Raw genomic sequence first — 23,524 nt, 5'->3', positions numbered from 1 at the left:
GACTTACAATCCCGCTCCGAGTCGAAGCAACCCTCGCCCCCCCACCCGGCCTTGAGCGCACCTCTCCCCCGTCTGAAGTTCGCCGTCGTCCGCGAAGACCCGGCGCTGGAGCAGGCGCTCATCGAGCACACCCGGGCCCGCTCGCTCCTCACCGTCGCCTCCGGCGGCTGCACCCTGCTGACGCTGGCGAAGGACAACCCCACGCTCGAGCTGGTGGGCTTCGACTTCAACCCGAGGCAGTTGGAGCACGTGAAGGAGAAGGCGCGCTGCCTGGGCACCGCCGCGCCCCAGCACTTCAACGTGCTCTCCAACGACGCCGCGGGGCTGAATCAGCGCGGCGAGTTCGAGGGGCTGTTCCGCACGCTGCGCCTCTTCGTGGAGGAGTTCGTCGCGCCCCGCCGCGAGCTCAACACGTTCTTCGACCCCGGCGTCCCCGAGTCGGAGCGCGAAGCCTTGCGCGCCGGCTGGTTCGCGTCGCACTACTGGCCCGTGGCCTTCCAGCTCGCGTTCGCCGACCCGCTCCTGCACGCCATGTTCGGCCCCGCGGCCACCCAGCACGCCCGCCCCGGCTCCTACCCCGGCTACTTCCAGGCGCTGTTCGAGCGGGGCCTGCGACGCGAGGACGCCTGCCGCAATCCGTATCTGCAGCACGTGCTGCTCGGCGCCTACCGCCCCGGCGACGCGCCCGGCTACCTGCGCGCCACCGCGCCGCTCCAGGTCTGCCTGGTGCAAGGCTCGCTGCCGGACGTGCCCGACCTGGGCCGCTTCGACGTCATCTCCCTGTCCAACATCTTCGACTGGTCCGATGACACGCTCGTCGAGCAGTGGGCCACGCTGCTGTCCCAGGAGGCCCGCCCCGGCTGCGCCGTGCTGCTGCGCCAGCTCAACAACCAACGCGACCTGAGGCGCTTCTTCGCCCCTGCCTTCGAGTTCGACGACGCGCTCGGCGCGCGGCTCCAGGCCCGGGACCGCAGCCTGTTCTACGAGCGCGTCGAGGTCGGCTTCCGACGGGCGTCGGGCACATGAGCGGCATCCGCTACGTGGTGCTCCGGCCCGACACGCTCGGGCCCTATGTCGACCGGCTGCGCCAGTTGGAGCGCGGAATCGAGTACCCCATCGCCGACGGCGCGGACCACTTCTTCATCGACCACGGCCGCGAGTACCACCCCTTCTTCTCGTCCATGGGGGAGGCGTACTTCCTGCTCGCCCTGCGCGGAGAGGCGCTGCTCGGCTCGGTGACGGGAGTCCTGAGACAGGTCCACCGTGGCACCCGCGCCCTGCCCGGGTTCTACATCTGCGACCTCAAGGTGGCGCCCCACGCGCGCGGCTCGGGGCTGGCCCGAGGGCTCATCCTCCGGGGGCTCACCCACCTGTTCCGCATCCCCGCCCTGCGCGGCATCCGGTTCCTCTACGGCGCCGCCATGCGAGGCGCGCGGGGCGACGTCATGCGCACCGCGCGCGGCTGGAACCCGCTGCGGATGGGACGCCCCCAGAGCCGGCTCGCGCTCTACTTCACGCCGCCCGCGCGCCTGGCCACGTTGGAACTGGCGGACGCGCCCGGGTGTCCACGGGGTGAGGGGCTGGTGCTCGGCCCCGCACCGACCCGCCGGCTCGAGGGCGCGGGGTGGTGCACCACCTCCGGGAGCAAGGACCTCCAGTTGATGTCGACGCAAGCCCCCTGGCCGCTCGTGCACCTGGCCGCGCCGCCCTCGGCGTGGACCCGGGGATGGGGGCACTATCTCAAGACCTGCGGCGAGGAGCTCACCGCGAACAGCCCCCAGTCACTCGCCTGCTTCGTCATCGACGAGCGTCTGGAGGACCACGTCCGCTGGCTGCGAGGACAAGGGGTCTCCCCTGACGCGGCGTGCACCGTCTACTCTCTCGACCTCACCCGACTTAAAGGGTCCCCGGCATGGGTGCACCTTCCCTCCTCCGAAATCTGAACCTGCGCCACCACGTCGGCGCGCTGAAGGCCGAGTGGAACGCGCGGGAGTCTTCCGCGTACCTGCGCGCGCTGCGGGACGGCACCTTCGAGCGAGGGGACTTCGTCGAGACGCAGCGTCAGTTCTTCGCGGCGGTGGCGCACTTCACGCGGCCCATGGCCATGCTCGCCAGCCGGCTCCCCCGTCCCGAGCTGCGCCTGCCGCTGGTGGAGAACGTCTTCGACGAGCACGGACGGGGCACGCTCTCCCACGGCCACGAGCACACGTTCCGCCTGTTGCTCGAGCGACTCGGGGCCTCGCTCGACGGGCTCCACGACGACACGTCCTGGCCGGAGGTGCGCAAGTTCAACGTCGCGCTGACGGGCATCGCCGCCTTCGAGTCCACGCACACCGGGCTCGCGGTGTTCGGCATCATCGAGGACCTGTTCAGCGGCATCTCCCTGGAGCTGGGGCAGGGCATCGTGGCGCGCGGGTGGCTCGCGGCGGACCAGGTGGTGCACTACCCCACGCACGCGACGCTCGACGAGGAGCACGCGGACGGGTTCTACCGCCAGCTCGACGCGCCCTTCGCGAGCGACGCCTCGGCCCGGCGGGACATCCAGCAGGGGCTCCTGCTCGGAGGACACCTCTTCCTCGGCCTCTACGACGACCTTTACCGGGCCCGCCGTCGTCGGACGTGACACGGCCCGCCCGCGTCCACCCTGGCCGTGACGCCCGGGTTGGGCTAGCAGGAGGCCATGCCCCTCCTCGCCCTCGTCCGTCATGGCCAGTCCCTATGGAACCACGAGAACCGCTTCACGGGCTTCGTGGACGTGCCCCTCACCGAGAAGGGCCGCGAGGAGGCGCGCTCCGCCGCGCGCTCGCTCCAGGGACTCACCTTCGACGTCGCCTACACGTCCGGGCTCACCCGCGCCCAGGAGACGCTGGCGCTCATCCTGGAGGCCCTGGGCCAGCGCCCCCCCATCATCCGCGACGCGGCCCTCAACGAGCGCAACTATGGCGACCTGCAGGGCCTCAACAAGGCGGACGCGGCCCAGCGCTTCGGAGAGGCCCAGGTGAAGCTCTGGCGGCGCTCCTACGACGTGCCGCCGCCCAACGGCGAGTCCCTGGAGATGACCGCCCGCCGGGTGCTGCCCTTCTACGAGCGCGCCATCGGCGGCGACCTGCGCCTGGGCAAGAACGTCCTCGTCGTCGCGCACGGCAACTCCAACCGCTCCCTGGTCATGAAGCTGGACCAGCTCACCGGCGAGCAGGTGGTGGGGCTGGAGCTGGCGACCGGGGTTCCCCTCCTCTACGAGCTGTCCCCCGAGGGAACGGTGCTGTCCAAACGAACCCCCTCTCCCTGAGGGTGGGGGCCTTGTCGACAGGGCGGAATGAATGCGAAGAGGGACGGCTCGTCCGAGATGTTGAGTACACGAACAAGGAAGCCCCGATGAAGGCCCTCGCGCTCGCAGTCGCCCTGCTGTCCGCCTCCACCTCCTTCGCGCAAGACGCGGCCGCCGAGAAGTTCCGTCCGCCCCCGCCGGGCCGGCCGATGCCGCAGCCCCAGCCGCAGCCGCAGCCGCCGAACTACCCGCCGCGCCACAACCCGGGGCAGAACTACCCGCCGCAGAACCACACCGGCACGCTGGTGGTGGTGGGCCGCGAGGAGCTGGCGCAGAAGCTGGCGCGCCTGGAGAAGCTGCTCGAGGACATCGAGGACCGGGCCGACCGTGACACCCGCGCCAAGGTGCGCAAGGCCCAGGACGTGCTCGACGGCGTGGCCCGCCACGTCGAGGAGGCCCCGCTGCTCGCCACGGTGATGCCGCGCCCGCCGCCCCCGCCGCCGGAGCCGATGGTCCGGCCGATGAGCGACAGCGCCTTCCAGCGCTGGTACGACGCCATCTCCCGGGAGACGTTCACCGACGACAAGCTCCGCGTCCTCCAGATGGGACTCCAGGACAACTACCTGCTGGTCTCCCAGGTGCTGCGGCTGATGGAGCGCATGCAGTTCAGCGACGACAAGCTCAACGTCCTGCGCATCGTGAAGCCGCGCATCCTCGACACGGAGAACAACTACCTGCTCTTCAACGCCTTCACGTTCTCCACCGAGAAGAAGCGCGCCCAGGACATCCTGTCCGCGCGCTGAGCCGAAGCATCCAAGAGGCACCGGGGCGTCGCGGGGAATCCCACCGCGGCGCCCTTCGTCTTTCTAGGGCCGCGTGAGCAGCTCCAGCAGCGCCTTCGCCTCCGGGGAGTCCACCTCGCCGTGCACGGCGGCGAGCACCCGCCCCTGCTCATCCAGCGCGAAGGCATACGGCATGCGACTGGACGGCAACGACAGCCGCTTGCCCATGTCTCCATTCTTGTCGAGCCAGGTGTCGGACCAGACCGCCTCCGGGACCTTCTTCCGGGCCTTCTCGCGCACCGTCCCCAGGCCCACGAAGAAGGGCAGCTTGAAGGAGAGCAGCGAGGCGCGGTGGACCGAGTCGGGGACGCCAAGCGCGGCGGCTTCATCGAACCAGCGCCGCATCGCCTCGCCGCCGTCCTTGTCGGTGAGGACCACCAGCAACGTGCGCCGGCCGCGCCACTCCTGGCTGCTGTGCTTCTCACCCCGCAGGTCCTCGGCGGAGAACGCCGGCACCACCTCGCCCTGCTTCAGCGCGGCGCTCGCCAGCGTCGCGGCCAGGAGCGCGCCCACGAGGCATGCGCCCTTCAGGCCCCGTCGAACCGTCCTTCGCTCCAGGCCCGCCATGCCCACCTCCCCATCGCGCGCGAGGGCGCCAGGATGAGGTGGTCATTGCCCGGCGAGCACGCCAGGGGAGCGGACGCCCGCGAGGCCCGCCTGCCCGCCCTCCTACACCGTCCGGGAGAAGCGCGGTCGCTCGGCCCGGGCGAGCCGGGCATCGAACACCATGGCCACGTTGCGCACGAACAGCCGCCCCAGCGCGGTCAGCTCCAGCTGGGAGCCCGAGCGCACCAGCAGCCCGTCCTCCTCGAACGTCCCGAGGCGCTCCAGCTCCGGCGCGAAGTCGCGCACGCCCTCTTCGCCCAGGTCCACCCACGCGTTGCACATCAGCTGGGTGATGACGGCGCGGCGCTTGCGGTCGTCCTCGGTCAACAAGAGCCCGCGCTCCGTGGCCAGTCGGCCGTGGGAGATGCGCTCGTAGTAGGCGGGCAGCGCACGGACGTTCTGCGCATACGCGCCCGCCACGTCGCTGATGCCCGTGCTGCCCAGCGCCACCACGTCCGAGGCGGCCTTCACCGTGTAGCCCTGGAAGTTGCGCCCCAGCCGTCGCTCGGAGAGGGCGCGCGCCAGCTCGTCCTCGGGCACCGCGAAGTGGTCCATGCCGATGGCCTGGTAGCCCGCGCCCACGAAGCCCGCGTAGGCCGCGCGGAACAGCTCCATCTTCACCTCGGCGCTGGGGAGCGCGTCCGCGGGCATCCGCTTCTGGTGCTTGAGCACGTCCGGCATGAAGGCGAAGGAGTAGACGGCCAGCCGGTCCGGACGCATCGCCAGCACCGTCTCCAGCGTGCGCGCCCAGCCCTCCGGCTCCTGGTACGGCAGGCCGTAGATGAGGTCGAAGTTCACGCCGGTGAAGCCCAGCTCCCGCGCGTGGTCCAGCAGCGCCCGCGTGCGCTCGGGTGTCTGCAGCCGGTTCGTCACCTCCTGCACGCGCGGGTCGAAGTCCTGCAGTCCCATGGACAGCCGGTTGAAGCCGAGCTGCCGGAGCAGCGACACCTGGCCCGACGTCGTCACGGACGGGTGCACCTCGATGGCGACCTCCGCGTCCGGCAGGAGCGTGAAGCGGCGCATCAGCTCCGTCCACAGCCGCTCCAGCTGCTGCTCGGTGAGGAACGTGGGCGTGCCGCCGCCCCAGTGGATCTGCGACAGCGCGCGACGGGGGCCCAGCTGCTCGGCCACCAGGTACAGCTCCATCACCAGGTGGTCCAGGTACCGGTCCGCCGCGCTCGAGTCCTTGCTGATGACCACGTTGCAGCCGCAGTACCAGCACAGGCTGTGGCAGAACGGCAGGTGGACATACAGCGACAGGGGCGAGGCTTCGTCCTGCGCTCCGGCGACCCGCAGCCGGGCCTCCAGCGCCTCCGGCCCGAAGTCCGGCCGCCACTCCGGCGCGGTGGGATAGCTGGTGTAGCGCGGCCCGGAGACGTTGTACCGGCCCAGCAGCTCCGGCGACGGACGGGGGACTCCTGGAAGCATGTCCATGCCCCTCGTCCCAATCCAAGGCGCGTGCCACGTCGCGCGCCCTGAGAACGGCGGGCCCCGCGCACAATCCGCGGAGGCCCCCGGGTGACGCGCACGATTTTCGTCCGCCGCCTCAGTGGGCCTTGGACGGCGGTCCCAGGAAGCGCGCCTCCATCCGCTTCACCTCGCCCGACGCGGAGTCGGCCACCTCGACGATGAAGTTGAACGGCACCTCGGTGCTGCCCTGGGGCGCCAGGATGAACAGCGGCACCCGGAAGCTCTCCAGCGAGCCGAGCTTCACCTGGGACTGCGGAATCACGCCTCGCGCGGACGGCGGCGCCTGGATGGACAGCGTGAAGGTGGTGGGCTCCGGGTTCTTGTTCACCAGGTGCAGCTCGAACTGGTTGCGCACCTGCCCCTCCTCGACGAGGTAGGGCATCCCCTGGAAGCGCAGCAGGTTCGCCTCGAACGGCACACGGCGGGCGAGCGTCCACACCAGGCCCACCACGGAGGCGACGAACAGGAGGCCATACAGCGCGAGCCGGGGGCGCAGGATGCGGCGGGGCTCGCCCGCCAGGCCCTTGAGCGAGTCGTAGCGGATGAGCCCGCGCGGCCGGCCAATCCGGTCCATCACCTCGTCGCACGCGTCGATGCACTGCGCGCACGCCAGACACTCCATCTGCAGGCCGTGGCGGATGTCGATGCCCGTGGGGCACGCGGTGACGCACCTGCGGCAGTCCACGCAGTCGCCCCGGGGCGGCGCGGCGTGCGCGGGGAGCACCTTCACCATCCGCCCCCGGGGTTCGCCCCGCCGCGTGTCATAGCCGACGATGAGCGAGTCCCGGTCCTGCATCGCCGACTGGAGCCGGCCGTAGGGGCACACCACGACGCAGAGCTGCTCGCGGAACCACGCGAAGTTGAAGTACAGCGCGCCGGTGACGGCCATGGCCCAGGTGAAGGCCACCGGGGACGTGGCCGGGCCGCTGGACACCATGGACACCAGCCCGCCCGCGGACACGAAGAGGCTGAGCGCCGCGTGCGCGACGAGGAGCGACACGCCCACGTAGGCCCCGTGCTTCGCCGTCGCGCGCGCCACGCGCAGAGGCGTCCACGGCGAGGTCTCCTGCTTGAGCCGTCGCTCGCGGGGCCCGTCGAAGAGCCGCTCGATGGGACGGTAGAGGCCCTCCAGGAACACCGTCTGCGGACACGCCCAGCCACACCACGCGCGGCCCAGCCACGCGGTGACGAACAGCAGGCCGAACCCCAGCGCCGTGCCCAGGAAGAGCACGCGCCAGAAGTCCTGCGCGTTGTACGTGGCGCCGAAGAGGTAGAAGCGCCGCGCCGCCACATCCAGGTGGACGGCGGGATGTCCCCCCACGTCCACCAGGGGGAGCGCCACGTAGATGCCGAGCAGCACCGCGAACATCACCCGCCTGCGCGTGATGAAGCGCCCGCTCACGTCCGAGGGATGGATGGCCTTGCGCGAGCCATCCGCGTGGATGGACGACAACTGGTCGATGCGCGGAGGGCCGTCTCGCTGAGGTGCTGTCGCCATGATGTGGGTTCCTGGTGGAGCGAGAGGACTACGGCGTCTCCGGCTCGCCCTGCGGGGCCTTTCCCCCCGGCGCGTTCGTGCCCTTGAGCGTCAGCAGGTACGCGGTGACGGCCTTGACGCGCTCGGCCCCCAGCGTGCGCTCCCACGCGGGCATGCCCTTGGCCACGGCGCCGTCGGCCACCACCTTGTGGATGGCCATGGGCGAGCCGCCGTGCAGCCAGAAGCCGTCCGTGAGGTTGGGGCCGATGAGCCCCTGCCCCTGCGCGCCGTGGCACGCGGCGCAGTTGGCCTGGAACACGCCCTTGCCGTTCTCCAGCGACGTCGGGTCCTTCACCAGCGCCAGCAGCAGCTCGTCGGAGGCGGGCGTGTTGCTCGCCATGCGCTGGGCGTGCTCCGCGGACTCGGCGGCGTACTCGCCCAGCTGGCCGGGGCTCACCTCGGCGACGTGGTACCAGAACCAGTACCCCGCGCCGAAGACGAGCGTGGTCCACAGGATGGCCAGCCACCAGTTGGGCAGCTGGTTGTCGTGCTCCTCGATGCCGTCATAGACGTGGAGCACCGGCGACTTCTCGTCACTCATGGCCGCCCTCCCCGCGCTCCGACAACGGCAGCTGCGACAGCGCGTCGAAGTCCTGGCTGCGGCGCGCCCCGAAGACCCAGGCGCACACGCCCAGGAAGACGGCGATGAACAGGACGAGCGCGAAGAGCGGCAGCTCTTCCAGCGTCATCCCCTGGTAGAATTGCTTGTACATCAGCGGCTCCCTTCCTGAACGCCCGCCGCCGACGCGGTGGGCGCGACATCCGACGGCGCGGGCACGTCCTGCGGTCCACGGCCCAGGCGCTGGAGGTAGGCCACCAGGGCCACCATCTCCGAGTCCCACGCCACCTGGACCCCCTGAGTGGCCAGGTCCGCGGCGATGGCCTCACCCTGCGCCTTCTGCCGCGACTCGGCCGCGTCCACCTCCGCGTTCGTGTACGGCACGCCCAGCTTCTGCATCAGCGTCAGCTTCCTGGGCGCGTCCTTCACCTTGATGGAGTTCTCCGCGAGCCACGGGTACGCCGGCATGTTCGAGCCGGGGCTGGTCGCGCGCGGGTCCATCAGGTGCGTGTAGTGCCAGAGGTTCGGGTAGCGGCCACCCACGCGGTGCAGATCAGGCCCCGTGCGCTTGCTGCCCCACTGGAACGGGTGGTCGTAGATGAACTCCTCCGCGCGCGACACGTCGCCGTAGCGCTGCGTCTCCGCCACGAAGGGGCGAATCATCTGCGAGTGGCACGTGTAGCAACCCTCGCGGACGTAGAGGTCGCGCCCCTGGAGCTCCAGCGGCGAGTACGGCTTCTGCGCCTCGCCGTGCGCGGGCACCGCCTGCTGGATGAGGATGGTGGGGAGCAGCTCCGCCACGCCGCCGATGAGGATGGCGATGAGCGTGAGCACGGTGAAGGCCAGCGGGCGCCCCTCGATGAGCGCGAACCAGGACGGACGGCCCGCCTCGCGGTCCCTGCGGGTGACGATCCAGGCCAGCTCACCCAGCACGATGATGCCGCCCATCAACACCAGCGCGCGCACCGGCTTCGCCCAGCCCAGGAACATCGTCACCGTGAGGATGGCGATGGCGAAGATGAGCGGACGACCGGTGATGACCTGCACCCAGGCCGGCGCCGTCGGGACGGGCACGGGGGCTCCCGCGTGGTGCGGCTCCTCGCCCACCACCACCGTGGTCTCGCCGTCGACGGCCTTGCCCGAGCGGGCCGTCTTCCAGAGGTTCCACGCCATCATGCAGAAGCCCACCAGGTACATGGAGCCGCCGACGAAGCGGACGATGTACATGGGCCGGATGGCCAGCAGCGTCTCCACGAAGTTCGGGTACATCAGCGTGCCGTCCGGATTGGTGGCGCGCCACATGAGGCCCTGGCTGATGCCGCTGACCCACATCGACACGATGTAGAGGAGGATGCCTACCGTCGCGAGCCAGAAGTGCGCGTCCGCCGAGCGCGTCGAGTGCAGCTTCGTGCCGTACAGCCGGGGCACCAGCCAGTAGAACATGCCGGCCGCCATGAAGCCGTTCCACCCGAGCGCGCCGCCGTGCACGTGGCCGACAATCCAGTCCGTGTAGTGGCCCAGCGCGCTCACCGACTTGATGGAGAGCAGCGGTCCCTCGAACGTCGCCATGCCGTAGAACGTCACGGCCGCGATGAGGAACTTCAGGACGGGGTCATCGCGCAGCTTGTACCAGGCGCCCTTGAGCGTCAGCAGGCCGTTGAGCATGCCGCCCCACGACGGCGCCCAGAGCATCACGCTGAAGACCATGCCCAGCGACTGCGCCCAGTCCGGCAGCGCGGTGTAGAGCAGGTGGTGCGGGCCGGCCCAGATGTAGATGAAGACCAGGGCCCAGAAGTGGATGATGGACAGCCGGTACGAGTACACCGGCCGCTCCGCCGCCTTGGGCAGGAAGTAATACATGATGCCCAGGATGGGCGTGGTCAGGAAGAAGGCGACGGCGTTGTGGCCGTACCACCACTGCACCAGCGCGTCCTGCACGCCGGAGAAGACCGAGTAGCTCTTGAGGCCATCCAGGGGCAGCGCCAGGCTGTTGACGATGTGCAGCACCGCCACGGTGATGATGGTGGCGATGTAGAACCAGATGGCGACGTAGAGGTTCTTCTCGTTTCGCTTCGCCAGCGTCCAGAAGAAGTTGATGGCGAACACCACCCAGATGAGGGTGATGCCGAGGTCGATGGGCCACTCCAGCTCCGCGTACTCCTTGGAGGTGCTGATGCCCAGGGGAAGGGTTATCGCCGCGGCGACGATGATGAGCTGCCAGCCCCAGAAGTGGATGTTGGAGAGCAGGTCCGACGCCATGCGCGCCTTCAAGAGGCGCTGCGTGGAGTAGTAGACGCCGGCGAACATCATGTTGCCCACGAACGCGAAGATGACCGCGTTGGTGTGCAGGGGGCGCAGGCGGGAGTACGTCAGGTAGGGGATGCCCAGGTTGGCCTGCCACCACGCGAGCTGGCTGGCCACCAGCGCTCCCACCGCCATGCCCACGATGCCGAAGATGACCGCCGCGATGATGAAGCGGCGGACCGTGGTGTCGTCGTAGACGATTCGCTGTTGTTGCACGGATTCACTCCTGGGAAGCCGAAGGCGAGGTCCGCTCGTCGGACGGCCGCGCGGGGCGGGCGCTGTCCTCCTCGAGCGGGAAGAGCGCGAGCCGGTCCGCCTGCTCGTGGTCGCGGTGGCGCATGCTGTAGACGAACAGCAGCACCGAGCTGGCCACGAGCATCAGGCTCACGAAGACCTGGAGCACGAGCACGTTCATGCGGGCACCTCCGTGGGGCGAGGGAGGCCCGCCGCGTCGCGCCGGGGTGCACGGGGCGCGGACAGGCTCCACACGGTGAACAGGACGGTGGCCAGGCTGGTGGCGGGCATCGCCACCGCGGCGCGCAGGGGCGTCATCCAGCCCACCAGGCACACGGCGACGGCCACCACGTTGTAGCCGATGGCCAGCGTGAGCAGCCGGCGCACCACCTGGTGCAGCTCGCGCGACAGGCGCAGGGCCTCACGCAGGGACGCGAGGCCCTCGCCCACCAGGAAGAAGTCGCTCTTGCCCGGCATCACCGGACGGTCGATGGCGGGCGTACCCGCGCACAGGGCCCGCTCGAAGGCGAGGCTGTCGTTGACGCCGTCACCCAGGTACAGCGAGTCCGTCGAGCCCAGCCGCGACACCGTGCACGCTTTGTCCTCCGGACGCAGGCCGCCGAGCGCCTGCGCTTCGGGGACCCCGATCGAGGTCGCCAGCTCGCGCACCCGCGCGGGGGCGTCGCCGGAGATGAGCCACACCGCGTGGCCCTCGGCCTGGAGCGCGGAGACCTCGCGGCGGGCGTCGGGGCGCAGCGCTTCGCGCAAGGGGAAGGCGGCGACGCGCGTGTTGTCGCGAAAGAGCACCGTGCCACGTGCACCACCCACCGAGGCCGGCGCCGGAGTGGTCCCGGCAGCAACACTGACCGACTGCGTGGTCAGCGGCGCGAGGCCAGCCACCTCCGACACCTCACCGCCACGCGCGGCGCGCCAGTCCGCGCGCCCCAGCCGCCATGACACGCCGTCTCGCACCCACTCGAGCCCCTGTCCCGGGTGCTCGGTGACGCGGGCATCAGGGACGAAGCGGGCGCCCGTGCGCGACAGCGCCTCCGCCAGACACCGGCTCACCGGGTGGTTGCTGCGCGAGGCCAGGTTGAAGGCCACATCCCGCGCCTCGTCGTCGAGCGACTCCACCACGCTCCGGTCCACCAGCTCCATCCGACCGAGCGTCAGCGTCCCCGTCTTGTCGAACAGCACCTGACGCACACGCGGCAGCCGGTCCAACAGGTCCGTGGCGCGGATGAAGAAGCCCTCTCGACGCAGCCGCGCCTGCACCAACTCGTACGCCAGCGGCGTGGCGATGCCGATGGCGCAAGGACACGTCACCACCAGCAGCGCCACCGCCACCTCGAGCGCCTTGTCCGGCCCCGACGGCCACCACAGCGCGAGCCCCAGCGCCGACACGGCCAGCACCGTCACCACCCAGCGCCGCGACACCGACTCCCAGAAGCGCGTGTGCCCCGCGCTCCGCCCCGAGCCCTCCGGAGGACGCCGCAGCAGCGCCACCAGCGGCGAGTCCTGGAACGACTGCGTCGCCAGCGCCCGCACCGCCTCGCGCCCCGCGTTGAACGCGCCCGCCGGCAGCGGCTGCCCCGCGAGCACCTCGCGCTCGTCGGGCTCTCCCGTCATCCAATCCGTGGAGACCCGCGCGCGGGCATCGAGCAACTCCGCGTCGACCGGCACCAGGTCGCCCGGCGCGATGACGAGCAGATCCCGCTCCTCCACCTGCGACACCCGCACGGTGACGAGCTGGTCCGCTTCCTGTCGACGGACGAAGAGCCCCTCGGCCCCATCGTCCTCGAGCAGGAAGCGGCGGTTGCGCTCCAACACGCGCTGCTGGAGCCAGCGCCCCACCAGCATCAGCGTCACGAAGGTGTTGAGCGTGTCGAAGTACGCCAGGTCTCCCCGCCCGCCGCGCGCCTGCACCAGCGACGTGCCGAACACCAGCAGGATGCCCAACGCGATCGGCAGGTCCAGGTGCGGCACGCCCCGACGCAGCCCCTGCCATGCCGAGCGGAAGAACGGCCAGCCGCCCACCAGCACCACCACCGTGGACAGCCACAGGCTCAGCCGCGTGAAGAGCCCGAAGACCTCGCCGTCCTCGGGCGTGAGCCCCACGTAGAAGCTCACCGAGAACAACATCACGTTCATCGTCAGCGCGACGCAGATGCCCAGCCGGATGGGCAAATCCAGGCTCGCTGGCGCGGGCCGCTTGCGACTGGGCCCGAACAGGTAGCCGAAGCCCTCCACCGCGCGCAGGAAGCCCGCCACATCGAAGGCGCCGCGCCGCCACTGCATCCGCGCCTTGCCCAGCGCCGGGTCCACCGTGAAGCCCGCGCCTCCAGGCTGCCGACGGAACAGCTCGTTCATCAACCACACGCAGGCCGCGCAGTGGATGCCTTGCACGTCCAGCTCGAGCGAGCACAGCGCGCCCGGCGCCGCCTCCGCCTTCGTCACCAGCGGCTCCAACCACGCAAGCCCCCGCCCCCGCGCGGGCTCCGCCGCCGGCGACGTCTTGCCACCCGTGAGCTGGTAGTAGCGGGTCAGCCCCTGCGACACCAACAGGCCATGGACCGCCTCACAGCCCGCGCAGCAGAACTCGCGCGAGCTGGCGCCCTCCGGAACGCGGCTGCCACAGTGGAGGCAGAGGGCCTCGTCGGGCCGGGTTTGCGCGGGATCAGCCATGCAGGCTGTCACCTTGCGAACGGCATGCCTGTTGCGAAGGAGTCGTGCATGGCCCTCGACACCTCGCTGCTGCTGACGGCGCTGACTCCCACTCCCACGCTGGTGGCGGGTGCGCTGGGAGCACTCACGGTGGGCCTGACGGGGAGCGTGCACTGCTTCCTCATGTGTGGACCGCTGGCGTGCGCGGGCCTGCCCGCCCTCCAGGGCCCTGAGCGACGTCGAGCCCTGCTCGCCTACCAGGGCGCGCGCCTGGCCGCGTATGCGCTCGTGGGAGGCCTGCTGGGCGCGCTGGGCGGCGGCGTCACGAGCGTGCTCGCCGTGTCCACCCGCCCGTATCTCCCCTGGCTGATGGCCGCCGCGCTGGTGGCCTCCGCGCTGGAGGTGGGAAAGCGCCTGCCTCCTCTGCCTGGGCTCGCGCGGCTCACGGGCACCATCGCGCGATGGAGCGCAAAGTTTTCGTCGACGGCGCGAGCGGGCGCAATGGGTGCGGTGACCCCGCTGCTCCCCTGCGGCCTGCTCTACGGCGTGTTCGCGGTGGCGCTCGCGAGCGGCTCGTTCAGCGGTGGCGCGCTGGTGATGGGCGCCTTCGCGCTGGGCGGGATTCCCGCGCTGCTCGGCGCACAGCTCCAGTCGAGCCTGTGGAGTCGTCGGCCGCGGCTCTCGGATTTCCTGCTTCGTCGGGCAATGCCGCTCATCGCGGCGGCGGTGCTCGTCATGCGCGCGGTGGACACGTCGCCGCACTGCCACTGAGGGTCGCCGTCCCGCGCTTGTCGTGGGCCCCTGGCTCGGCGAGGCTCACCTCCCCTCTCTTCCGCCGAGCTGACATGACCGCGCCACGCCTCCTCGCCGCGTTGCTGCTGTTGTCCACGGGCTGCACCACGTCGCGCACCGCCACCGCGGAGGCGCCGTCGACACAGGCCGCGCCCACGCTCGCGCCCGCGCAGGTGGCGCTGCGGAGCTTCGTCGACGCGCACTTCGACGAGCAGTTCCGCCGCTTCCCCCTGTCGGCGACCTCGGCCGGCGTGCACACGTATGACGGCGAGCTGCGGGGCTTCACCGCCGAGGAGCGCGCGTCGCACCTGGCCTATCTGAAGGACCGGCTCGCGGCGCTGCCGAAGACCGTGGACCGCCGCGCGCTGCCCGCGCAGGACCGCGCCGACTACGACATCCTGGAGAACCACTTCCGCGCGCGCATCCTGGACTACGAGGGGGTGCGCTCGTGGGAGCGCAACCCCAACGCGGCGCTGGGACAGGCGTCCAACGCGGTGTTCCAGCTCATTAACCGCGACTTCGCGCCGCTGGAGGAGCGGATGCGCTCGGCGGTGGGCCGCATGACGAAGGTGCCGGAGCTGTTCTCGGCCGCCCAGGCCGCGCTGAACAACCCGCCGCGAATCTGGACCGACATCGCCATCCAGCAGTCGCAGGGCACTCGCGCGCTCTACGCGCAGACGCTGCCCCAGGCCTTCGCGCCCGTGAAGGACGCTGCGCTCAACCAGGCATTTCAGCGGGAGCAGGCGCGGTGTCTCGCGGCCATCGACGCGTACATCCGCTTCCTGCGCGAGGACCTGCTGCCGCGCTCGAAGGGTGACTTCGCGATTGGCGAGGACACCTACCGCCAGAAGCTCCTCTACGAGGAGGGCGTGACGGAGAGCATCGACTCGCTGCTCGCGTGGGGGCACGCGGAGATGCAGCGCACCCAGGCCCGGTTCCGCGAGGTGGCGGGCCGGCTCGGTCCGGGCAAGGCGCCCATGGACGTGTACCGGGAGCTGAGCAAGGAGCACCCCACTCCCGCGGAGCTGGTGCCCACCACCACCGCGACGCTGGAGGACATCCGCGCGTTCCTCATCCGCGAGCGCATCATCACCGTGCCCAGCGAGGTCCGCGCGCAGGTGGCGGAGACGCCGTCCTTCAACCGCTCGCTGTCCTTCGCGAGCATGAGCACGCCGGGCCCGTTCGAGCAGCGCGCGACGGAGGCGTACTACTACGTCACGCCGCCAGACCCGACGTGGAGCGCCGAGCAGACCGAGCAGCACATGAGCTTCTACAACCACCACGCGCTGCCGCTCGTGTCCATCCACGAGGCCTATCCCGGGCACTACGTGCAGTTCCTGTGGACCAACCGGGTGGAGTCCAAGGTGCGGCGGCTGCTCGGCTCCGCGTCCTTCTCCGAGGGCTGGGGCCTGTACACCGAGCAGATGATGCTCGACGAGGGCTACGGCGGACGCTCGGGGCAGGGCGCGGACAAGCTGCGGCTGAACCAGCTGGCGCTCTACCTCCAGCGGCTCGCGCGCTACGTGGCGGGCCTGTCCCTGCACACGCGCGGCATGACGTACGAGCAGGCGGTGCGCCTGTTCGAGGAGGAGGCGTTCATGACCAGGACGAACGCGGAGCGCGAGGCGCGCCGGGGGACGTCCGACCCCACGTACCTGGTCTATGCGCTGGGCAAGAAGATGCTGATGGACCTGCGCGAGGAGGCGCGCGTGAAGTGGGGCAAGGACTTCTCGCTCCTGCGCTTCCACGACGAGGTGGTGTCCTACGGCTACCCGCCCGTGCCCATCGTCCGCCAGTTGCTGCTCGGCGAGGAGTAGCGCCCTCGAGGGCCAGCGGCACTCGAGGCGCTGCAGCAGGTGACGCGTGACGGGGCTGGGAGGTCCCAGCCCCCACGCTTCACGCCACCGACTCGCTACGACGCTCCGGGGGCGGCGTGGGCTCCAGGACGACAAGCCCGTAGCGGCTCGAACCCTGGTTCTCCGAGGCGAATTTGCTCTGTCGCTGCACGCAGTCGCTCACCTGCTGGGCGGCATCCGGGCCGGTGAAGGTCTGGGTGAAGGTGCCTCCCTGCGGCGCCGACATGCCCGCCATGACCCAGTTGCCGGGCGCGGACTGGTGGATGCGGTACTCGTCCTCGGAGACGCGCTCCACGATGACCCAGTGCCCCGTCGCGTCGCCGTTCGACGTCCCGTCGCCGTTCAACGGGCGCATGACGATGGCGCGGGACTCCCCCACGGGAATGTCCGCCAACGAGGTCAGCGTCGGCGGGGAGTCCATCGAGGTATCCGTCTCGGAGGTGAAGGTCTCCACCGCCTTGAAGTCCAGCGACTCTCCGGTGGAGGATACCGGCAGGCTCACCGCGAGGCCTGCCTCGGGAACCTGCTGCCCCACGACCTGCGCCCAGACGGCCTCGGAAGAGGTCTTCTCGTAGTCCGCCGCCGCGCCGTCCCGTGTCGCCTGCGAGGACCACCCCGGCACGGCGGCCCCCAGGAAGTCCCACGCCAGCGTCGCGCACCAGTTGGCGTTGTCATCCTCGCGCACCGCCTGCGCGTCCGGCTCGATGAGGTAGACGGAGTCGTCCTGGCGCCGCACCTCCCCCAGCCACGCGTATCGCTCATACGGCACGTCGACCGGGCTCCACGTCTCTCCGTCATTCAGGAAGGCTTGCCCTGCCTCGGGGTCCCAGGTCGGACGCGTCGGCTCGGGCGTGGGCGTCTGCGCCTGGAGCAGGTGCGTCATCGCGACGCTGGAGGTCCCACCGTCCAGCAGATGGGCCCTGCTCCTTCCCCTCGCGCCCGGAGTGCCCACGAATTCATCCACGGGCCCTCGCACACCGCCCGTCTTCACCGGGACCTCGGACGACACCTGAGCTCGGGCCTCCCGCGGCGGGACGTACACCCGTGCCTGTGGTGACAACTTCACGCGCCAATCACTCATCTCCCCCTCGCTTCTCCAGCCCCCCAAGGGCCGGCTCATTCAAGCTCACGAATCTACCACGAGCAGTGAACAAGAAACACACGGACGAGCCCACCCGCCGACGCGGAGAATCCCCGGGTCCCCGCGAGCGACACCTCGGTGGGCTCGAGCACCTGTCGCGGCCCGGGTCTCTCATCGGGACTCCCAGGGCCGGCGCCGAAGGTCTCCAACAGGAGGTCGTCACTCCAGCAGGCGCAGGGCCGCGGCCTGACGCAGCACCTCGGCGAGCACGTCCATGCCGGGCAGCGAGCTCACCGTCCGCACCGACACATTGTTCGTCGACGTCTGCGTCGAATCGCCCACCACGAAGGGAAGCGGACGTCGTCCCAGCCGCAGGAGCCGCTCGTCGTGGAAGGCCTCCGGTGCCCGCTCGCACAACCTCCGCATCAGCACCGTCATGTTCGCGATGCGCGAGGGTTGCATCCCCGGGCCCAGGCAGGAGAACTCCATGTCGTGCTCGCTCAGCAGCGCCCCCTGGCCGTCGCGAGAGAAGACGTAGATGACCTGCGTCGTCTCCTCCGACTCCTGCCGCACTGTCTTCGCCCCCGTGCGCGGCAGCATCAGCCCATGTGAGGCGATGGCCAGCCCGTAGGCCTTGGCCACCTCCATCTTGCTGGGCTGCTCCTTGTGCTCGCTGCGCGTGCGCACGGAACTCGCGCCTCGCAGCACCACCGCCACGTCACGCCAGCGCCAGGACTGCGCTTCACCGGAGCGCGCGCTGAACGTCACCGCGTCCTCGCCGAACGTCACCCGTCGCGCCGCGAGCCACTCACGCCCCAGCCCCTGCTCGTCCACCGCGAGCACCGCGAGCCCCTCGCTACGAAGCGCCTCCACGAGCGTCTCCGCCGCCTCGGGCGCGAGCCGCGCCAGCAACGCCGGCGCTTCCGGCGCCAACCGCATCCGCGCCTCCGCCAGCGCCATGCCCGTCACCGCCGCCAGCGCCTTGGCCGCAGACTGCATGTCCGGCGCGGCCTCCACGAGTGCCACCACCTTCATGTGCCCACCTCGCTCTGACGGCAGTGGAGCACGTTTCGCCGCGAAGGACATGAGGGGCGCGCCCACCTCCACCGCACCGTGATGCCCCCGCTGCCGGAGCGTACTTCCGGCCACCTCGCCCCCTGAGAGCCGCTCGACTCAGGAGCGTGAGCCCGCCGCGCGGGGCCATGCGTCCTGCGCCACCGGCTCGCGCGCCAGCTCCGCCAGCTCGGAGGGCTCGAGCACCTGCCGCAGCTCGATTTGCGCATCGTCGCTTCCGGGCAGGAGGGGACACCGGCGTGCCCACTCCAGCGCCTCCTCGCGCGTCTTCACCTGAATCATCCAGAACCCGGCAATCAGCGCGTCGGACGAGGCGAAGGGCCCGGTCGTCACCGTCCGCTTGCCTTGTGAGAAGTCGATAAGCGCGCCGCGTGACGAGGGATGAAGTCCCGCCGCGTCGAGCAACACCCCCGCCCGCACCAGCTCATCGTTGTAGCGGTCCATCGCGGTGATGAGCGCTCGACTCGCCGGGCCTCCCGACTCCGTCTCCAGGCGGGCCTTCAACAACAGGATGAATCGCATCGTCGCGCCTTTCTGCGGTGCACACGCCACGCCTCCTCGCCCGCTCTCGCGGGTGTCGAGCCGTGGCTCCATCTGCGCGACGAATGAGACATGTCGAGATCGACACACCTGTGTTGCCCACCCACGCCCCAGGTATGCCACCCGGTGAGCGCGCGGAGGGCGTGGGCGCCGCGTGAATTATCCGGGCATTTTCGCACGCCGGGATTCCCCAGCAATGCCAGGAGGTTGCGCCGTCCAGCGCGGGAAAAACGAGGGTCGTGTCGATCCCCCGAAAGGCCGTTCGTCGCCCTTTTGAAGCCGGGATTCCAACCCACCCCCCAGGGAGAACTCACATGGCCAAGATCATTGGCATCGCTATCGTCATGCTCATCGTCGGACTGGTTGCCTTCATCGCCACCCGTCCGGACTCGTTCCTCATCGCGCGCAGCCGAGAGATCCAGGCGCCGCCGGAGGCCATCCACGCGCTCATCAACAACTTCTCCGAGTGGCGGCAGTGGTCGCCCTACGAGAACGTCGACCCCAACATGACGCGCAGCTACGAGGGCCCCGCGGAGGGCGTGGGCGCCACCTATGCCTACCAGGGCAACCGCAACATCGGCTCGGGCAAGATGACGATTCTGGAGAGCAAGCCCGGCGAGCTCGTCACCATCCGCCTGGAGTTCATCGAGCCCTTCGCCGCCGTCAACCGCGCGGACTTCACGCTGCGCCCCGGTGAGAAGGGCACGCTCGTCACGTGGAGCATGTCCGGCCCCAACACCTTCATGGGCAAGGCGATGACGGCCTTCGGCTTCATGGAGTCCTTCGTCGGCGGACAGCAGGAGAAGGGCCTGGCGGACCTGGAGACGGCGGCGAAGGAGCTGGCGCGCAAGTCCACCCAGTCCGCGCGCAGCGAGGCCTCGCCCGCGCTCGCCCACTAAAGCCGCTCCTTCCCCACGCGTCCCCAGGGCCGTTCCCTGGGGAGGACACCTCGATGATGCTGATGATGCTGTTGGGACAGCTCGGCTCAGCCGCGCTCCAGCACCGCCGCCACCGCCTGCCCGCCACTGGTGCACAACGTCACCAGCGCGAGCGACTTCCCCGTGCGCTCCAACTCGTCCAGGGCGGTGCCGACCAGGATGCTCCCCGTCGCGCCCAGCGGATGGCCCAGGGCGATGGCGCCGCCGTTGACGTTGACGCGGTCGATATCAATCTCCAGCGCCCGCGCCGTCTGTAGCACCACCGCGGCGAAGGCCTCGTTGACCTCCCAGAGGTCGATGTCCCGCGCCTTCAGCCCCGCGGCGTCCAGCGCCTTGCGCGACGCCAGCGCCGGCCCGGTCAGCATCAGCACCGGGTCGCTCCCCACGGCGGACACCGAGCGGATCCGCGCCCTCGGCTTCAGGCCGTGCGCGCGCAAGTAGTCCTTCGACGCCACCAGGATGGCGCCCGCGCCGTCCGCGATTCCGCTCGCGGTGCCCGCCGTGTGCAGGTGCCGCACGGCGCCCGCGCGCGGGTAGGCCTGGAGCGCCAGCTCGTCGAGCGTCTCACCGTTCGGGCCCTCGACGCGCGCGCCGAGCTGCGTGAAGGCGGGCGCGAGCGCGGCCAGCTTCTGGGCCGTCGTGTCCGGGCGCGGGTGGTCATCCGCCATGAGCAGCACCTCGCCCGTGTGCGGGTCCTTCACCGGGAACAGGCTCCGCAGGAAGCGCCCCTCGGCCTGGGCGCGCGCCGCGAGCTGCTGCGAGCGCAGGCCGAAGGCATCCAGCTCCTCGCGCGTGAAGCCCTCCAGCGTGGCGATGAGGTCCGCGGAGATGCCCTGGGGCACCTGGAAGAAGCGCCGACGCAGGTCGACGTTGCCGCCGTCCGTGCCGCCCCCGTCCGCGTTGAGGCCGTAGCGGCTCATCTGCTCGACGCCGCCCGCCACCACCAGGCGCTGGGCCCCGGAGGCCACGCCCATGGCCGCCACAGACATCGACTGGAGGCCGGAGCCACAGAAGCGGTTGAGGCTGAAGCCCGGAATGGAGAGGGGCCAGCCGGCGGCGAGCACCGCGTTGCGCGCGATGTTCGCGCCCTGCGCCTCGATTTGCGACACCGCCCCCACCACCACGTCGTCCACGTCCGAGACGTCCACGCCGGTGCGCAGCGGCAACTGCTTCAGCGTCTGGGCCAACAGCTCCTGCGGGTGCAGCCCGCTGAGCGCTCCCTTCCCGGGCCTCGCCCGGGCACGCGGAGTCCGGACCGCATCCAAGATGTAGGCATCCATCGACCAGCCCTCCATTCACGGGCGACGTCGCGCCACCCTGTCTCAACAATATTATGGACATAATATGGTCGCAACCCGGAGGTGACGAGGAAGCGGACGGAGCTGGATGGGAGGCGGCGCGCACCCCATGACGTGTATAATGGTATACAGCGAGGTGAGAGTCGGATGCCGCATCCCCCGGAGCAGAAGCAGTCCACGCATGAGCGAATCCTGGAGGCCGCTGGAGGGCTGTTCCGCCAGAAGGGCTTCCTGACGACGAGTGTGGACACCGTGATGCGCGCGGCCGGGCTGACGGTGGGCGGCTTCTATGCGCACTTCGGCTCGAAGCAGGCGCTGCTCATCGAGTCGCTCCAGCGCATCATGAGTCGCCAGCGGGTGGACTGGCCGCAGGGGCTGGAGGACCTGAAGGGCGCCGAGTGGCTCAACCACCTGGTGCGCCGCTACCTCTCGCGGGCCCACCGGGACGCGCCGGTGCCGCCGTGTGCCCTGCCCGCCGTGCTGTCGGACGTGGTGCGCGGCGAGGCGGAGCTGAAGCAGGCGCTGGCGGAGGAGCTGAACCTGACGGTGGAGAGCTTCACACCGCACCTGTCCTCGGACGAGCGCGCCACCGCGCGGGAGCGGGCCCTGGCGACGTATGCGCTGTGCGTGGGCGCGCTGACCCTGGCGAAGGCGACGGCGGGCAGCCCCATCTCGGATGAGGTGCTCAAGGCGGCCCGCCGCGTGGCGATGCTGTCGGCGGAGGACTCGCGGGTCGCGGAGAAGAGCGACCCGAAGAAGTAGGAGCCGCGGGCTCTGGAGGCTGACGAACCGCGGGCACTTCTCCCGGACGAACAGCGCGTGTCCGCCAAGGACTCGCAGGCCCTGGAGAAGAACGTCCTCACGAAGCGGGGGCGTTGTGACCGGGCAGTTGACGCCCGCGGAAGAGAGCACGCGACGGTATCTTCCGCGAACGCGGGGAGACGACCGGCTGCGTCGTCGGGGGTCACCCTGGCGCCAAGCCGCTTCAGCGCTTGTCGCGACCCTGACTCAAGGTCGCGACGCTCGAGGCATCACGGGGTGGGGCCGCGCGTCACTCCGGGGTGGCGGCACGCAGCGCCACCGGGTGTGTCTTCAGCCATTCCTGGCAGCGCTGGATGCGCTCGGCCGACGCGGGCAGGTTCATCTGGAGGAGCAGCTGCCGGTAGGGCTCGAAGCTCTCGGGCGTCCAGGTGGTGAGCGCCTTGAGGTCCGCGAGCGCCACCATCTCCTCCGCCGAGCGCCCTTGAGCCTCCTGCCTCGCGGTGAGGAGCGCGGCCAGCGACATGCGCGCGGGCTCGGCCTCGAAGGCGATGGCTGCGTCCGCGTAGAAGGCACGCAGGGCCTCGTCGACCGCGGCGTCCTGGGACTTCTGGCGCATGCGGTTCAGCATCCCCACGAGGAAGTCCTCGTCCAGCGCGCCCTTCACGCCGCGCAGCAGCGCCGTCACGGCCTCGCGGCGCTGCGCCGGCTCCGCGCCCTGGGGCAGTCCCTTCAGGGCCTGCATCGGCTCCCAGAGGACACAGGTGAGCCAGAGCTCCTCCTCGGGCGCGAACACGGGCGGAGTCGAGGGCTCACGCAGCTTCGCCTCCACGCGCGCCGCGCGCTCCTTGGCCTCGCGGGCGATGCGCTCGGCGAGCCCGGGGTCCTCCTTCACGTAGTCCACCAGCGCGTCCACGTCGCCGTCGCGGGCCTGCTGGAGCGCCTTGCGCGCCTCCTCCGACAGCGAGCCCTCCGACATCCCGCTCGCGAGCAGCTCGTACTTGGCCAGCCACTCCTTGTGGCGCGTGCTCCACTCGCGGAACTGCACGTCGAAGACCACGTCGAGGATGGGGTTGTTCTCGGGGCGCAGGCGGCTGGACGCCTTCGAGGCGCCCGCGATGACGGCGCAGGCTCGCAGCGCGCGCTGGTCCTCGGCCGGGAGTCCGGGCTCCTCGCTGCGCGCACGCAGCACGGCCGCGAGCCGGTCCAGGAACGACTTCGTGGCCAGGGCCTTCACGGTGCCCACGAGCAGCTCCCGGTGGGCCTGGTTGGCGTCCAGCGTCTCCACCTCGGAGATGCGCGCGAGCTCCTGGCCCACGTGCTTGTCGAACGCCTCCGCGTCGAAGCGCAGCCCGGGCCCGGGCCCCCACTCCGCGAGCAGCTTCCCGAACCGGTCCAGCGCGACGGCCAGGTAGCTCACGTCCGGGTTCTCGAGCTCCTTCCGGACAGCGGTCTGCCCCGAGGTGGGGGCAACAGGCGGCGCGGCGCGGGCGCGGTCCTCACTGGCGTGGCAGACCTTGTACTTCTTGCCACTGCCACAGGGACACGGGTCGTTTCGGCCGGGCTTCTTCTGACTCAAGGGCTGCGCCTCTCGGCTCGCGGGGGCGAGCGGTGGAATCCGCGCGCACCGTAGCAGGAGGCCCCCGCCCCGGGCAGCCTGCTGGCGACGCCCTGTCGGGAACCGAGCCAGGACCTTGGACGT

Annotated in this window: 22 protein-coding genes; 9 read left to right on the top strand and 13 right to left on the bottom strand. The window is 70.6% G+C overall.

Features of this window, described 5'->3' with window-relative positions; translation table 11 throughout:
* Positions 1–51 precede the first annotated feature (51 nt).
* The 5 genes from VZQ01_RS31020 to VZQ01_RS31000 all read left to right on the top strand — a co-directional run bounded on the left by VZQ01_RS31020 (position 52) and on the right by VZQ01_RS31000 (position 4,071).
* Positions 52–1,026, top strand: coding sequence for a DUF3419 family protein (locus VZQ01_RS31020; protein ID WP_426745416.1), 975 nt, complete (start codon positions 52–54; stop codon positions 1,024–1,026).
* Positions 1,023–1,943 (top strand): GNAT family N-acetyltransferase, encoded by a 921-nt coding sequence (locus tag VZQ01_RS31015; protein WP_426745414.1) that lies wholly within the window; start codon positions 1,023–1,025, stop codon positions 1,941–1,943. Before VZQ01_RS31020 ends, VZQ01_RS31015 begins: the two co-directional genes overlap by 4 nt.
* Positions 1,913–2,623, top strand: coding sequence for an iron-containing redox enzyme family protein (locus VZQ01_RS31010; protein WP_426745413.1), 711 nt, complete (start codon positions 1,913–1,915; stop codon positions 2,621–2,623). The genes VZQ01_RS31015 and VZQ01_RS31010 overlap by 31 nt, the downstream gene beginning before the upstream one ends.
* A 57-nt stretch (positions 2,624–2,680) precedes the next feature.
* A complete protein-coding gene (locus VZQ01_RS31005) occupies positions 2,681–3,289 on the top strand; it encodes a 2,3-bisphosphoglycerate-dependent phosphoglycerate mutase (RefSeq protein WP_223781876.1) in 609 nt (202 codons plus the stop codon).
* Between the two features lie 86 nt (positions 3,290–3,375).
* Positions 3,376–4,071: a proline and serine-rich protein 1 family protein gene (locus tag VZQ01_RS31000; RefSeq protein WP_426745412.1), complete on the top strand. Its 696-nt coding sequence runs from the start codon at positions 3,376–3,378 to the stop codon at positions 4,069–4,071.
* A gap of 63 nt (positions 4,072–4,134) precedes the next feature.
* On the opposite strand, the gene VZQ01_RS30995 is transcribed toward VZQ01_RS31000, so the two are convergent.
* The 8 genes from VZQ01_RS30995 to VZQ01_RS30960 form a co-directional block, all read right to left on the bottom strand.
* A complete protein-coding gene (locus tag VZQ01_RS30995; RefSeq protein ID WP_223781874.1) occupies positions 4,135–4,677 on the bottom strand; it encodes a peroxiredoxin family protein in 543 nt (180 codons plus the stop codon).
* A 102-nt stretch (positions 4,678–4,779) separates the two neighbouring features.
* Positions 4,780–6,144, bottom strand: coding sequence for an oxygen-independent coproporphyrinogen III oxidase (gene hemN, locus VZQ01_RS30990; protein ID WP_223781873.1), 1,365 nt, complete (start codon positions 6,142–6,144; stop codon positions 4,780–4,782).
* 118 nt (positions 6,145–6,262) lie between these two features.
* Entirely contained in the window at positions 6,263–7,684 is a 1,422-nt protein-coding gene (ccoG, locus tag VZQ01_RS30985; protein WP_426745411.1) for a cytochrome c oxidase accessory protein CcoG, read from the bottom strand.
* A 28-nt stretch (positions 7,685–7,712) separates the two neighbouring features.
* Positions 7,713–8,264 (bottom strand): cbb3-type cytochrome c oxidase N-terminal domain-containing protein, encoded by a 552-nt coding sequence (locus VZQ01_RS30980; RefSeq protein ID WP_141323792.1) that lies wholly within the window; start codon positions 8,262–8,264, stop codon positions 7,713–7,715.
* Positions 8,257–8,436, bottom strand: coding sequence for a cbb3-type cytochrome oxidase subunit 3 (locus tag VZQ01_RS30975; RefSeq protein WP_074950417.1), 180 nt, complete (start codon positions 8,434–8,436; stop codon positions 8,257–8,259). Before VZQ01_RS30975 ends, VZQ01_RS30980 begins: the two co-directional genes overlap by 8 nt.
* Complete coding sequence (gene ccoN / locus VZQ01_RS30970) at positions 8,436–10,802, bottom strand: cytochrome-c oxidase, cbb3-type subunit I (RefSeq protein WP_223745240.1); 2,367 nt, start codon at positions 10,800–10,802, stop codon at positions 8,436–8,438. The genes VZQ01_RS30975 and ccoN overlap by 1 nt, the downstream gene beginning before the upstream one ends.
* Before the next feature lie 4 nt (positions 10,803–10,806).
* A complete protein-coding gene (locus tag VZQ01_RS30965) occupies positions 10,807–11,001 on the bottom strand; it encodes a hypothetical protein (protein ID WP_046715444.1) in 195 nt (64 codons plus the stop codon).
* Positions 10,998–13,505, bottom strand: a complete 2,508-nt coding sequence (locus VZQ01_RS30960) for a heavy metal translocating P-type ATPase (RefSeq protein ID WP_426745410.1) — start codon at positions 13,503–13,505, stop codon at positions 10,998–11,000. The genes VZQ01_RS30965 and VZQ01_RS30960 overlap by 4 nt, the downstream gene beginning before the upstream one ends.
* A gap of 48 nt (positions 13,506–13,553) precedes the next feature.
* On the opposite strand from VZQ01_RS30960, the gene VZQ01_RS30955 reads away from it, so the two are divergent.
* Together VZQ01_RS30955 and VZQ01_RS30950 are read left to right on the top strand one after the other, a co-directional pair.
* Positions 13,554–14,255 carry a sulfite exporter TauE/SafE family protein gene (locus VZQ01_RS30955; RefSeq protein WP_223745237.1) on the top strand — a complete coding sequence of 234 codons (702 nt, stop codon included), beginning with the start codon at positions 13,554–13,556 and terminating at the stop codon, positions 14,253–14,255.
* Between the two features lie 74 nt (positions 14,256–14,329).
* Positions 14,330–16,093 (top strand): DUF885 domain-containing protein, encoded by a 1,764-nt coding sequence (locus VZQ01_RS30950; RefSeq protein ID WP_426745409.1) that lies wholly within the window; start codon positions 14,330–14,332, stop codon positions 16,091–16,093.
* 79 nt (positions 16,094–16,172) lie between these two features.
* On the opposite strand, the gene VZQ01_RS30945 is transcribed toward VZQ01_RS30950, so the two are convergent.
* The 3 genes from VZQ01_RS30945 to VZQ01_RS30935 all read right to left on the bottom strand — a co-directional run bounded on the left by VZQ01_RS30945 (position 16,173) and on the right by VZQ01_RS30935 (position 18,809).
* Positions 16,173–17,141, bottom strand: a complete 969-nt coding sequence (locus VZQ01_RS30945; RefSeq protein WP_426745408.1) for a hypothetical protein — start codon at positions 17,139–17,141, stop codon at positions 16,173–16,175.
* A 291-nt stretch (positions 17,142–17,432) separates the two neighbouring features.
* Positions 17,433–18,248, bottom strand: a complete 816-nt coding sequence (locus tag VZQ01_RS30940) for a hypothetical protein (protein WP_426745407.1) — start codon at positions 18,246–18,248, stop codon at positions 17,433–17,435.
* A gap of 138 nt (positions 18,249–18,386) precedes the next feature.
* Positions 18,387–18,809 carry a YciI family protein gene (locus tag VZQ01_RS30935; protein ID WP_223745233.1) on the bottom strand — a complete coding sequence of 141 codons (423 nt, stop codon included), beginning with the start codon at positions 18,807–18,809 and terminating at the stop codon, positions 18,387–18,389.
* Positions 18,810–19,141: 332 nt separating this feature from the next.
* Between VZQ01_RS30935 and VZQ01_RS30930 the strand changes: the two genes are divergently transcribed.
* On the top strand, positions 19,142–19,726 hold the full coding sequence (locus VZQ01_RS30930) for an SRPBCC family protein (RefSeq protein WP_426745406.1): 585 nt from the start codon (positions 19,142–19,144) through the stop codon (positions 19,724–19,726).
* Between the two features lie 86 nt (positions 19,727–19,812).
* On the opposite strand, the gene VZQ01_RS30925 is transcribed toward VZQ01_RS30930, so the two are convergent.
* Positions 19,813–21,045, bottom strand: a complete 1,233-nt coding sequence (locus tag VZQ01_RS30925; protein ID WP_426745405.1) for an acetyl-CoA C-acyltransferase — start codon at positions 21,043–21,045, stop codon at positions 19,813–19,815.
* Positions 21,046–21,210: 165 nt separating this feature from the next.
* Between VZQ01_RS30925 and VZQ01_RS30920 the strand changes: the two genes are divergently transcribed.
* The gene (locus VZQ01_RS30920) at positions 21,211–21,825 is read left to right on the top strand and encodes a TetR/AcrR family transcriptional regulator (protein WP_223745230.1); all 615 of its coding nucleotides are present in this window, start codon (positions 21,211–21,213) and stop codon (positions 21,823–21,825) included.
* A gap of 289 nt (positions 21,826–22,114) precedes the next feature.
* Here the strand turns inward: VZQ01_RS30920 and VZQ01_RS30915 are convergent, their stop codons facing one another.
* Positions 22,115–23,401, bottom strand: a complete 1,287-nt coding sequence (locus VZQ01_RS30915; protein ID WP_223745229.1) for a YecA family protein — start codon at positions 23,399–23,401, stop codon at positions 22,115–22,117.
* Between the last annotated feature and the right edge of the window lie 123 nt (positions 23,402–23,524).

The sequence above is a fragment of the Myxococcus faecalis genome (assembly GCF_050039385.1).
In the GTDB taxonomy this organism is placed as follows: Bacteria; Myxococcota; Myxococcia; order Myxococcales; family Myxococcaceae; genus Myxococcus; species Myxococcus fulvus.
Note: the sequence above shows the minus strand (reverse complement) of the source record. Positions and strands in the feature narration are given on the sequence as shown.

Excerpts from the sequence above, each read along its gene's own strand:
- VZQ01_RS30955 (WP_223745237.1), top strand. The coding sequence starts at position 13,554 with ATGGCCCTCGACACCTCGCTGCTGCTGACGGCGCTGACTCCCACTCCC.
- VZQ01_RS30965 (WP_046715444.1), bottom strand. The coding sequence starts at position 11,001 with ATGAACGTGCTCGTGCTCCAGGTCTTCGTGAGCCTGATGCTCGTGGCC.
- VZQ01_RS31015 (WP_426745414.1), top strand. The coding sequence starts at position 1,023 with ATGAGCGGCATCCGCTACGTGGTGCTCCGGCCCGACACGCTCGGGCCC.
- VZQ01_RS30980 (WP_141323792.1), bottom strand. The coding sequence starts at position 8,264 with ATGAGTGACGAGAAGTCGCCGGTGCTCCACGTCTATGACGGCATCGAG.
- VZQ01_RS30935 (WP_223745233.1), bottom strand. The coding sequence starts at position 18,809 with ATGCGATTCATCCTGTTGTTGAAGGCCCGCCTGGAGACGGAGTCGGGA.
- VZQ01_RS31000 (WP_426745412.1), top strand. The coding sequence starts at position 3,376 with ATGAAGGCCCTCGCGCTCGCAGTCGCCCTGCTGTCCGCCTCCACCTCC.
- VZQ01_RS31010 (WP_426745413.1), top strand. The coding sequence starts at position 1,913 with ATGGGTGCACCTTCCCTCCTCCGAAATCTGAACCTGCGCCACCACGTC.
- VZQ01_RS30940 (WP_426745407.1), bottom strand. The coding sequence starts at position 18,248 with ATGAAGGTGGTGGCACTCGTGGAGGCCGCGCCGGACATGCAGTCTGCG.
- ccoG (WP_426745411.1), bottom strand. The coding sequence starts at position 7,684 with ATGGCGACAGCACCTCAGCGAGACGGCCCTCCGCGCATCGACCAGTTG.
- VZQ01_RS30920 (WP_223745230.1), top strand. The coding sequence starts at position 21,211 with ATGCCGCATCCCCCGGAGCAGAAGCAGTCCACGCATGAGCGAATCCTG.
- VZQ01_RS30975 (WP_074950417.1), bottom strand. The coding sequence starts at position 8,436 with ATGTACAAGCAATTCTACCAGGGGATGACGCTGGAAGAGCTGCCGCTC.
- VZQ01_RS30995 (WP_223781874.1), bottom strand. The coding sequence starts at position 4,677 with ATGGCGGGCCTGGAGCGAAGGACGGTTCGACGGGGCCTGAAGGGCGCA.
- VZQ01_RS30925 (WP_426745405.1), bottom strand. The coding sequence starts at position 21,045 with ATGGATGCCTACATCTTGGATGCGGTCCGGACTCCGCGTGCCCGGGCG.
- VZQ01_RS30960 (WP_426745410.1), bottom strand. The coding sequence starts at position 13,505 with ATGGCTGATCCCGCGCAAACCCGGCCCGACGAGGCCCTCTGCCTCCAC.
- VZQ01_RS31005 (WP_223781876.1), top strand. The coding sequence starts at position 2,681 with ATGCCCCTCCTCGCCCTCGTCCGTCATGGCCAGTCCCTATGGAACCAC.
- VZQ01_RS30950 (WP_426745409.1), top strand. The coding sequence starts at position 14,330 with ATGACCGCGCCACGCCTCCTCGCCGCGTTGCTGCTGTTGTCCACGGGC.
- hemN (WP_223781873.1), bottom strand. The coding sequence starts at position 6,144 with ATGCTTCCAGGAGTCCCCCGTCCGTCGCCGGAGCTGCTGGGCCGGTAC.
- VZQ01_RS30930 (WP_426745406.1), top strand. The coding sequence starts at position 19,142 with ATGGCCAAGATCATTGGCATCGCTATCGTCATGCTCATCGTCGGACTG.